1 protein-coding gene is annotated in these 639 nt (G+C 49.1%); it reads right to left on the reverse strand.

Annotated elements, in window-relative coordinates:
• Positions 1 to 519 (reverse strand): RNA-guided endonuclease IscB (iscB, locus tag ACTIE0_RS24880; RefSeq protein ID WP_439517076.1); only part of this gene is annotated, 519 nt, incomplete at its 3' end.
• Between the last annotated feature and the right edge of the window lie 120 nt (positions 520 to 639).

Raw genomic sequence — 639 nt, forward strand, 5'->3', positions numbered from 1 at the left:
CTCAACACCTGATATCTCAGGGTTTTCCATCAATTGCAGGTCGAACCGTACTAGCTCTTGGGTAATGCGGCCAACTGGGGCAAGTCTACGAAATCGGTGAACCCAGGTCATTAGAGTATCTACTCGATGCTGCAAGCTGGGAGCTAACCAACCCTTGCTCCGAGTCCGATTCAAGAACCGAGCTGGTCGATATCGGGTCTTGCGGTTTCGTCGAGAACGTCGGAGTTGACGACGAGAGAGCAATGCTTCTTTAATCTGCTGTCCTCGGTGCTGCAACTCGGCAGCAAAGATAATATGATTCCCTTGCTTCAAGGCAATTCCAGTGACTTTAGAGCCTGGGTCTAATTTGAGTTCGAGGGGTTCAGGATTAGCGTCAACCTCCTTGTTTAGAATAATGGTGAATGGGTAGCGTCGAAATACCGATGCTTTCCCGGCTTTGAGCAGTGATCGTGCCACCCCTGGCTTGCACGGTGTCAGGGGCTTGCGGTTGGTATCTAAAACGAAAACATGGTTAGACATTGTTGCGTCTGTTCTGATTGCTCGTAACGTTTGCTTCGCTAATGTTCAGAGTCGGTACTTTCCAAATCGCACTGTCTTAACCCCTTAGGACTGTTTAACGATTTGGTTCTAGTGCCTGGA

The sequence above is a fragment of the Limnospira sp. genome (assembly GCF_051859755.1).
Taxonomy (GTDB): Bacteria; Cyanobacteriota; Cyanobacteriia; order Cyanobacteriales; family Microcoleaceae; genus Limnospira; species Limnospira fusiformis.